We start from the raw sequence: 8,746 nt of genomic DNA, 5'->3' as shown, positions 1-8,746 counted from the left end.
CCCCCCCCCCCCCCCCCCCCCCCCCCCCCCCCCCCCCCCCCCCCCCCCCCCCCCCCCCCCCCCCCCCCCCCCCCCCCCCCCCCCCCCCCCCCCCCCCCCCCCCCCCCCCCCCCCCCCCCCCCCCCCGGGGCGGGTCACTCCAGGACGGCGAACTCGCCGTTCTCGACGACCTGGACGACGGCCGGGTGGTCGGCGTCGCGGTTCTCGTCGATGGAGAACTCGCCGAGGACGGTGGGCACGTCCTCGATCTGGCCCAGCGCCTCCTGGATGCTGTCGCGCTCCGCGGAGCAGTTGGCGCGCACCGCCTGGTCGACCAGCTTCAGCCCGGTGTAGGCCTGGGCGGCGAACTGGTCGGGCTGGGCGCCGTACTCGGCCTCGTAGGCCGCGAGGAACGCCTGGTTCTCCGGGTTGTCGGAGGAGGAGTTCCAGGCGGCGCCGACGACGACGCCCTCGGCCGCCTCACCGGCGTCGGCCATCAGGGTCGGGTTGTTGAACCCGTTGCCACCGATGATCGGCACGTCGATGCCCAGCTCGCGGGCCTGGGTCACCAGCGGCACCGCCGCCTCGATCAGCGCGGAGACGACGAGCGCGTCCGGGTCGCTCTCCTGGGCCTGGGTCAGCAGGGCACGGAAGTCGGTGTCGGACTTGGAGAAGGTGATCGTCTCGTTGACGGTCACGCCCTCCTCCTCGAGCGCGGCGGCGAACGCCTCGTAGCCGGACTCGGTGAAGGCGTCGTCGTTGCTGTACATGACCACGACGTCCTGGAGCCCGAACTGCTCGGTCGCCTGGGCGATCGTCTGCGGGATCACCGCCTGCTCGGTGAGCGAGTCGCGGAAGATGTAGTCGCCGATCTCGGTGACGCCCGCGGCGGTGTTGGAGATGCCCAGCACTGGGACCCCGGCCTCCTGGGCGATCGGGTCGGCCTGGACGGCGGCGTTGGACAGGGTGGGCCCGATGATCAGGCTCACGCCGTCGGAGACGAACTGCTCGAACAGGGTGATCGCCTGGCGGGGATCGGTCTGGTCGTCCTCGATCGTGAGGTCGTAGGTGACGCCGCCCTGCTCGGCCAGCTCCGCGGCGGCGAGCTCGAGGCCGCGCTGCTGCGACTCGCCGTAGCTGGCCGCGGCGCCCGTGAGGCTGAGCACCGCGCCGAGGGGCACCTCGCCCTCGATGGTGCAGGACTCCCCGCTGCCCTCGCCGGTGAGCGCCCCGGAGGCGGCGGAGTCCCCGCCGCCGGACTCACCGGAGCCGCAGGAGGCGAGGAGGAGGGCCGCGGCGCCGGCCGCGGCGACGGTGTGGAGCTTGGTGCGCATGTCTCTCCCTTGTCGAGCACGACGACCGCGCCGGCCGCGAGGAAGCAGCCGCGCGTCACTGGCGGACGGGCCGGTCCGAGGCACCCGGGCGTCGTGGGCCGACCGGAGCCGGTCGGCTGGTTACGGGGGTCACAGTAGGCACCTCCCCCCGCGCTTCCGGCAGGGGTGGGGCAAGCGTGCCCAGAACGTGACCGTCCGGAACTCCGCGGGGTGCGCGTCGGCGGCACGGCGCGCCCGCGCGACGACGCCGGGTGCAGGATGGGCCGTCCCCTCACCCGCTCCCGGAGGTCCGCCGTGCCCGTCCCCCGACCAGCCACGAGGACGTAGTGCCTCCCGCTCGCGCCGCCCGGTCGGGTGGCCCCGTCCCCGGTCCCGATCCCCTCCCGTCCCTCTCCCGCCGCGCCCTCCTCGCCGGCACGGGCGCCGCCCTCGCCGCCGTTCTCGCCGGCTGCGGCACCGGCTCCGCCACCACCCCCGGCTCCCCCGGGCCGCTGCGCGTCGGGGCCATCCCCGACCAGGACCCCGAGGTCCTGCAGCGGCTCTTCGGCACCGTGGCCGGCTCCCTCGCCGCGGGCCTCGGCCTCGAGGTCGAGTACCGGCCGGTGACCGACTACGCCGCCGCCGTCTCGCTCTTCCGCACCGGAGACCTCGACCTCGTCTGGTTCGGCGGCCTCACCGGCGTGCAGGCGCGCCTGCAGACCCCCGGCGCCGTGCCGATCGCCCAGCGCGACATCGACGAGGAGTTCCGCTCGGTCTTCGTCGTCAACACCGCCACCGGGCTCGAGCCGGCCGACGACCTCCGCCCGCTGGCCGGTCTCCGTCTCACCTACGGCAGCGAGACCTCGACCTCCGGACGGCTGATGCCGGCGTACTTCCTGCGCGAGGCGGGCGTCGACCCGGAGGGGTTCCCCGGCGGCCCCGGCTTCTCCGGGTCGCACGACGCCACGATCGCGCTCGTCGCCTCGGGCACCTACCAGGCCGGCGTCCTCAACGAGCAGGTGTGGCGGTCCCGGTCGGAGAGCGGCGAGGTGGACCCGGCGGTGGTGTCCTACGCCCGCACCCCGGCGTACCACGACTACCACTGGCTGCTCGGCCCGCGGGCCGTCGAGCGCTTCGGCGCCGACCTGGCCGGCCGGCTGACGGGGTACTTCACCGGGTTGTCGCCCGACGACCCGGACGACGCCGCGCTGCTCGAGCTCTTCGGCGCCGGCGCCTTCGTCCCGACCGAGGCGGCGAACTACCGGCAGATCGAGGAGATCGGCCGCGACCTCGGGCTGGTCAGCTGAGCGAGGTCCTCCGGCTCACCGGCATCGAGGTCCGCTTCGGCGGCACCGCCGCCCTTGCCGGGGTCGACCTCGCGGTGGCCGCGGGTGAGCGCGTCGCCGTCGTCGGTGCGTCGGGTGCCGGCAAGTCCACGCTGCTCGGGGTGGTCAACGGGTCGGTGCGGCCGGCGGCCGGCGCGGTGCGGGTGCTCGGTCAGGACCCGGCAGCCCTGCGCGGCCGGGAGCTCCGCCGGCTGCGGGCGCGCACCGGCACGGTGCACCAGCACCTCGAGCTGGCCGGGCAGCTGCGGGTGGTGCACAACGTGAACGCCGGCCGGCTGGGCTCCTGGTCGGCCACCCGGGCGGCGTGGTCGCTGATCCGCCCTCAGGGCACCGACGAGGTCGCCGCCGCGCTGGCCCGCGTGGGGCTCGCCGACCGCGCGTACGAGCGCACCGACCGGCTCTCCGGCGGGCAGCGGCAGCGGGTCGCGCTGGCCCGGCTGCTGGTGCAGCGGCCCGAGCTGGTGCTCGCCGACGAACCGGCATCGGCGCTGGACCCGGCGCTGGCCGACCAGGCGCTCGGCCTGCTCGGCGAGCTCGCGGCCGAGCGCGGCGGCGCGCTCCTCGCCTGCTTGCACGACCCCGCGCTGGCGCTGCGGCACTGCGACCGCGTCGTCGGGCTGGCGGCCGGCCGGGTGGTGCTCGACGCCCCCGCCCGCACCCTGACGGTGGCGGCGCTGGAGGGGTTCTACGGGGTCAGCCGGTGACCGCCGTCCTGCAGCGGCCGGCACCCCCGGCGGCGCGGCTGCGCCGGGACCGGCGGCGGTGGGCCTGGGGGCTGGGCGGGCTCGCGCTGCTCGGCTGGGCGCTGGCCGGTAGCGGGCTGCTCTCCGGGCCGGTGCTCAACCCGGCCGGCACCGGTCAGGTCGGCCGCTTCCTCGCCGCGGCCGTGGCGCCGGAGCTCTCGGCGGAGTTCCTGCGCGTCGTCGCGGGCTCGACGCTGGTCACCGTCGCCTACGCGGTGCTGGGCGCCGGGCTGGCCGTGCTGCTCGGTGCGCTGGGCGCGGTGCCGGCCGCCCGCACGACGTGGGGACGGCGGCGCACCGGCTGGCTGCTCACCCGCGGCGGGCTGGCACTGCCCCGCGGCCTGCACGAGGCGGTGTGGGGCCTGCTGCTGGTCAACGTCCTCGGGCTGGACCCGTGGGTGGGCGTGCTCGCCATCGCCGTGCCCTACGGCGCCACCACCGCCAAGGTCTTCGCCGACCTGCTCGACGAGGTCCCGCGCGAGGGCTACCGGGCGCTGCTCGCTGCCGGGGCCGGGCGCGGGACGGCCACCCTCTACGGCCTGCTGCCGCCGGCCGCGGGCGGGCTGCTCTCCTACGCGTTCTACCGGCTCGAGTGCGCGGTGCGCTCCGCCGTCGTCCTGGGGCTGATCGGCGCCGGCGGGCTGGGCTACCAGCTCGCCCTCTCCTTCACCTCGCTGCGCTGGGCGCAGGTCTGGACGACGGTCTACGCGCTCGCCCTGCTCTGCCTGCTCGCCGACGTCGCGGGCCGGGCCGTGCGCCGCCGCGTCGCCACGCCACGGCCCGGAGCGCGGCGGGACCCCGTGCTGACCGGCGCCGTGCTGGCGGTCCTGGCACTGACCGGCTGGGCCGTCTGGTTCCTGGCCCTCTCCCCCGCCGCGCTGGTCTCGGCCCGCACCCGCGAGCAGGTCGCCTACGTCGCCTCGGCCGCGTGGCCGCCCGCCACAGGCGGCGACCTGCTGGCCGCCGTGTGGTCGGCGTCGGTGGAGACGGTCCGGATGTCGGTGCTGGCGGTGGCGTTCGCGGCCGCGGGGGCGGTGGCGCTGGCGGGGCTCGCGGCCCGTCCGCGGGGCCCGGCCGGGGCGGGGCGCCACGCGGCCGGGGTGCTCACCCGCGCTGTCCTGCTGCTGCTGCGCGCGGTGCCGCCGCCGGTGTGGGCGCTGGTGCTGCTGTTCGTGCTCCTCCCCGGCGTGCTGCCCGGCGCCCTGGCGCTCGGCGTCTACACCCTCGGCGTGCTGGGCCGGCTGGTCGGCGAGGCGGTGGAGGAGGCCGACCGGCGGCCCGGGGACGCGCTCGCGGCCGCGGGGGCCTCCCCGGGCGGGCGGTGGCTGTACGGCAGCGTGCCGGCGCTCGCCGGGCCGGTGCTGGCCCTGGCGCTCTACCGGTGGGAGGTGGTCGTGCGGGACACCGTGCTGGTCGGCCTGCTCGGCGCCGGCGGGATCGGCGTCCTGCTGTCGGCGGCGACGTCGTCGTTCGACTGGCCGGCGGTCACCACGGTGCTGGCCGCGATCGTGGCGCTGACCTTCCTCGTGGACCTGGTCGGCGACCGCGCCCGCGCCGCCCTGCGCTGACGACGCCGTCCTCCCTCACCCCCGCGCGTCCTCCCTCACCGCCCACCACGAGGGAGGACACGCCACGATCAGGGCACCTGATCATGGCGCGGGGCAGTCACCGCCAGCGGGTGCGGGCCGACAGCGCCGCGATCGCCGCGGCTCCCGCCGTCGACGTGCGCAGCACCTCGGGGCCCAGCCGCACCGGCTCCGCCCCGGCCGCGTGGAACGCGATGACCTCGCCGTCCGACAGCCCGCCCTCCGGGCCGACGACCAGCACCACCGTGCCGGTCTCGGGCACCGCCAGCTCGGCGAGCGGACGGCGGGCCTGCTCGTGCAGGACGACGGCGAGGTCGGCCTCGGCGAGCATCCCGGCGATCTCGCGGGTCGTCATGGGCGCGGTCACCTCGGGCAGCCGCGGGCGGCGGGACTGCTTGCTCGCCGCCCGGGCCGCGGCGCGCCACTTGGCCACGCCCTTCTCGACCCGGTCGTCCCGCCAGCGGGTGACGCAGCGGGCGGCCTGCCAGGGCACGATCCGGTCGACGCCGAGCTCGGTGGCCAGGTCGACCGCCAGCGGGCCCCGGTCCCCCTTGGGCAGCGCCTGCACCAGCACGAACTCCGGGTCGGGCGCGGGTACCTCGAACCGGTTCCGCACGGCGACCCGCAGCCCCTGCGGCCCGGCGGCGACCACCTCCCCGTCGACGACGGTGCCGGCGCCGTCCCCGACCCGCACCCGCTCACCGGCCTGCAGCCGCAGCACCTCGACGGCGTGCCGCCCCTCCTGCCCGTCGACGAGCAGCTCCGGGACGTCGGCGAGCTCGTCGACCAGGAACAGCGGGGCGCCGTCGAGCTCGGGGGCCTCGGAGCTCACCGGTCAGCGCCCGTGGAACGCGTCGCGGACCCGGGAGAAGAGGCCGCCCTGCTCTTCGCGGTCGCCGCCGGGCTGGTCCTCCCCGCGCAGGGCGGCGAGCTCGCGCAGCAGTTTCTCCTGCTCGGCGTCGAGCCTGGTCGGCGTCTGCACCTCGACGTGCACCATCAGGTCACCGCGGCCGGTGGCGCGCAGCCGGGGCGCGCCGTGTGCGCGCAGCGTGAGCACGCTGCCCGACTGGGTGCCCGGCCGGATGTCGACCTCCTCCTCGCCGTCGAGGGTCTTCAGCTTCAGCGTGGTGCCCAGCGCCGCCGAGGTCATCGGGAGGGTGACCCGGCAGTGCAGGTCCTCGCCGTCGCGGGTGAACACCTCGTGCGGGCGCTCGTGCACCTCCACGTACAGGTCGCCGGCCGGCCCGCCGCCGGGGCCGACCTCCCCCTGGCCGGTGAGCCGGATCCGCATCCCGTCCTCCACGCCGGCCGGCACCTTCACCGAGAGGGTCCGGCGGGCCCGCACCCGGCCGTCGCCGCCGCACTTGGGGCAGGGCTGCGGGATGACCTGGCCGGTGCCCGTGCAGGTCGGGCACGTGCGGCTGGAGACGACCTGGCCGAGGAAGCCGCGCTGCACGCTCTGCACCTCGCCGCGGCCGGAGCAGGTGCCGCAGGTCGCCGGGTGGGTGCCCGGGGCGGTGCCGGCCCCGGTGCAGGCGTCGCAGAGGACCGCGGTGTCGACGGTGAGTTCCTTGGTCGTGCCGAAGACGCTCTCGTCGAGGTCGAGCTCGACCGGGATGAGCGCGTCCCGCCCGGCCCGGGTGCGGCTGCGCGGCCCGCGCGTGGCGGCGCCGCCGAAGAAGGCGTCCATGATGTCGCCCAGGCCGCCGAACCCGGGGCCGCCGAAGCCGCCGGCGCCCCCGGCCCCCGAGTCGAACGGGTCTCCGCCGAGGTCCACGATCCGGCGCTTCTCCGGGTCGGTCAGCGCCTCGTAGGCGCGGGTGACCTCCTGGAACCGCTCCTTGGCCTCCGGGTCGGGGTTGACGTCGGGGTGCAGGTCACGGGCCAGCCGCCGGTAGGCGCGCTTGATGTCCTGGTCGGTCGCGCCCTGGGCCAGGCCCAGCACGCCGTAGTAGTCGGTCGCCATCGAAGAGTCTCGTCCTCAGCTCTCGGCCAGCAGGTGGCCGACGTAGCGGGCCACGGCTCGCACCGCGGCCATGTTTCCTGGGTAGTCCATGCGCGTGGGCCCCACGACACCGAGCCCGCCGAGCGCCCGGTCCCCCGAGCCGTACCCGACGGTGACCAGCGACGCGCCGGTCAGCGCCTCGTGCGCGTTCTCCTCGCCGATGCGCACCAGCACCGTGCCGGCGTCGACCTCGCTCATCAGGCGGAGGACGACGACCTGCTCCTCGAGGGCCTCCAGCAGCGGTCGGAGCGTGCCGGAGAAGTCGGTGCCGCTGCCTCGGGCGAGGTTCGCCGTCCCGCCGATGACCAGCCGGTCCTCGCTCGGCTCGACGAGGGTCTCGACGAGGGTGGCGCTGACGGCGGCGACCAGCCCCCGCAGGTGCGACGGCGCGGTCTCCAGCAGCCCGGGCACCTTGTCGGCCGCCTCGACCAGCTTCACGCCGGCGAACGCGGAGTTCAGCAGCGCGCGGAGCTCGGGGACGGCGGCGGCGTCGACGTCGGGCGGGCAGTCGACGACCCGCTGCTCGACCCGCCCGGTGTCGGTGATCAGGACCACCAGAAGCCGCCCGACCGCGACCTGCACCACCTCGAGGTGGCGCACGGCGCTGCGGGAGAGCGTCGGGTACTGGACGACGGCGACCTGGCGGGTCAGCTGGGCGAGCAGGCGCACGGTGCGGCCCAGCACGTCGTGCAGGTCGACGGCGCCGTCGAGGAAGCGCTCGATCGCGCGGCGCTCGGCGGCGGAGAGCGGCTTCACGGCCGACAGCCGGTCGACGAAGAGCCGGTAGCCCTTGTCGGTGGGCACCCGGCCGGCGCTCGTGTGCGGCTGGGTGATGTAGCCCTGCTCCTCGAGCACCGCCATGTCGTTGCGGATGGTCGCCGGGGAGACCCCCAGGTCGTGCCGCTCGGCGAGGGCCTTGCTGCCCACCGGGTCGTTGGTCGACACGAAGTCCTGGACGATGGCCCGGAGCACCTCCAGGCGGCGTTCGTCGTGCGCCACGGTGACACCTCCCCGTACCGGTCGACGTGCCGTGCCGCACCGCCGGGTTGCGGGGCCGCGGTGGCCCCGGGACACGCCCGGCCTGGCACTCGCACGGACAGAGTGCCAGGCCAGCATACGCGAGGAAGCGCGTCGTCCTCCCCCGCTCGCGGGCTCGCGGCGAGCCCGTGGACGGGGCCCCGCGGGACGGGGGCGGGGCACGGTCGTGGCCGCTAGGGTGGGCACGGTCGGTGCCCCGGCCGGGGCGGAGAGCGGAGGTCGGTCCCCTGATCTTCAAAGGCGTGCGCAACGGGCGCCCCTATCCCGACCACGGGCTGTCCACCCGCGACTGGGCGATGATCCCGCCCCGGCAGGTCCGGCTGGACACGCTGACCACCACGAAGCGGGAGCTGGCCCTCGACGCCCTGCTCGCCGACGACTCCACCTTCTACGGCGACCTCTTCCCGCACGCGGTCCAGTGGCACGGCGAGCTCTACCTCGAGGACGGGCTGCACCGGGCGCTGCGCGCGGCGCTGCAGCAGCGCACCGTCATCCACGTGCGGGTGCTGGACCTCGACGCGCTCACGCCCGTGCGGGCACCGGAGGGCCCGAGCACGGCCTCCCTGCCGGCCCAACCCCCCGTGCCGGGCCCCCGCAGCACCTGACCCGGGCGCCGCCCCGCCCGGGTCGACCCGCTCGGGGAGGGCTGGGGGGGGGGGGGGGGGGGGGGGGCGCCCGGGGGGGGGGGGGGGGGGGGGGGGGGGGGGGGGGTGGACCCCCCTCACCCCCAACAACA

At 76.7% G+C, this 8,746-nt stretch carries 8 protein-coding genes; 4 read left to right on the top strand and 4 right to left on the bottom strand.

Annotated features, from left to right (window positions below; all coding sequences use genetic code 11):
• Positions 1 to 134: 134 nt before the first annotated feature.
• Positions 135 to 1,313 (bottom strand): ABC transporter substrate-binding protein, encoded by a 1,179-nt coding sequence (locus tag ACI794_RS20645; protein WP_456617261.1) that lies wholly within the window; start codon positions 1,311 to 1,313, stop codon positions 135 to 137.
• A gap of 326 nt (positions 1,314 to 1,639) precedes the next feature.
• On the opposite strand from ACI794_RS20645, the gene ACI794_RS20640 reads away from it, so the two are divergent.
• From ACI794_RS20640 to ACI794_RS20630, 3 genes are read left to right on the top strand one after another with little or no spacing between them, the layout of a single operon-like run.
• Positions 1,640 to 2,599 (top strand): putative selenate ABC transporter substrate-binding protein, encoded by a 960-nt coding sequence (locus ACI794_RS20640; RefSeq protein WP_456617260.1) that lies wholly within the window; start codon positions 1,640 to 1,642, stop codon positions 2,597 to 2,599.
• Positions 2,596 to 3,342, top strand: a complete 747-nt coding sequence (locus ACI794_RS20635) for a phosphonate ABC transporter ATP-binding protein (protein WP_456617262.1) — start codon at positions 2,596 to 2,598, stop codon at positions 3,340 to 3,342. The genes ACI794_RS20640 and ACI794_RS20635 overlap by 4 nt, the downstream gene beginning before the upstream one ends.
• The gene (locus ACI794_RS20630) at positions 3,339 to 4,949 is read left to right on the top strand and encodes a PhnE/PtxC family ABC transporter permease (RefSeq protein ID WP_456617259.1); all 1,611 of its coding nucleotides are present in this window, start codon (positions 3,339 to 3,341) and stop codon (positions 4,947 to 4,949) included. Before ACI794_RS20635 ends, ACI794_RS20630 begins: the two co-directional genes overlap by 4 nt.
• 97 nt (positions 4,950 to 5,046) lie before the next feature.
• Here ACI794_RS20630 and ACI794_RS20625 read toward each other — a convergent pair whose 3' ends face one another.
• The 3 genes from ACI794_RS20625 to hrcA are packed head-to-tail and all read right to left on the bottom strand — an operon-like array spanning position 5,047 to position 7,971.
• Entirely contained in the window at positions 5,047 to 5,799 is a 753-nt protein-coding gene (locus ACI794_RS20625; protein WP_456604240.1) for a 16S rRNA (uracil(1498)-N(3))-methyltransferase, read from the bottom strand.
• Positions 5,800 to 5,802: 3 nt separating this feature from the next.
• Positions 5,803 to 6,933: a molecular chaperone DnaJ gene (dnaJ, locus tag ACI794_RS20620; RefSeq protein ID WP_456604241.1), complete on the bottom strand. Its 1,131-nt coding sequence runs from the start codon at positions 6,931 to 6,933 to the stop codon at positions 5,803 to 5,805.
• Between the two features lie 15 nt (positions 6,934 to 6,948).
• Positions 6,949 to 7,971 (bottom strand): heat-inducible transcriptional repressor HrcA, encoded by a 1,023-nt coding sequence (hrcA, locus tag ACI794_RS20615; protein ID WP_456604242.1) that lies wholly within the window; start codon positions 7,969 to 7,971, stop codon positions 6,949 to 6,951.
• Between the two features lie 26 nt (positions 7,972 to 7,997).
• On the opposite strand from hrcA, the gene ACI794_RS20610 reads away from it, so the two are divergent.
• The gene (locus ACI794_RS20610) at positions 7,998 to 8,615 is read left to right on the top strand and encodes a type II toxin-antitoxin system VapB family antitoxin (protein WP_456617258.1); all 618 of its coding nucleotides are present in this window, start codon (positions 7,998 to 8,000) and stop codon (positions 8,613 to 8,615) included.
• Positions 8,616 to 8,746 lie beyond the last annotated feature (131 nt).

This window comes from Blastococcus sp. SYSU DS0541 (assembly GCF_054050875.1).
The sequence above is the reverse complement of the archived record's forward strand: the minus strand, read 5'-3'. Positions and strand labels throughout refer to the sequence as shown.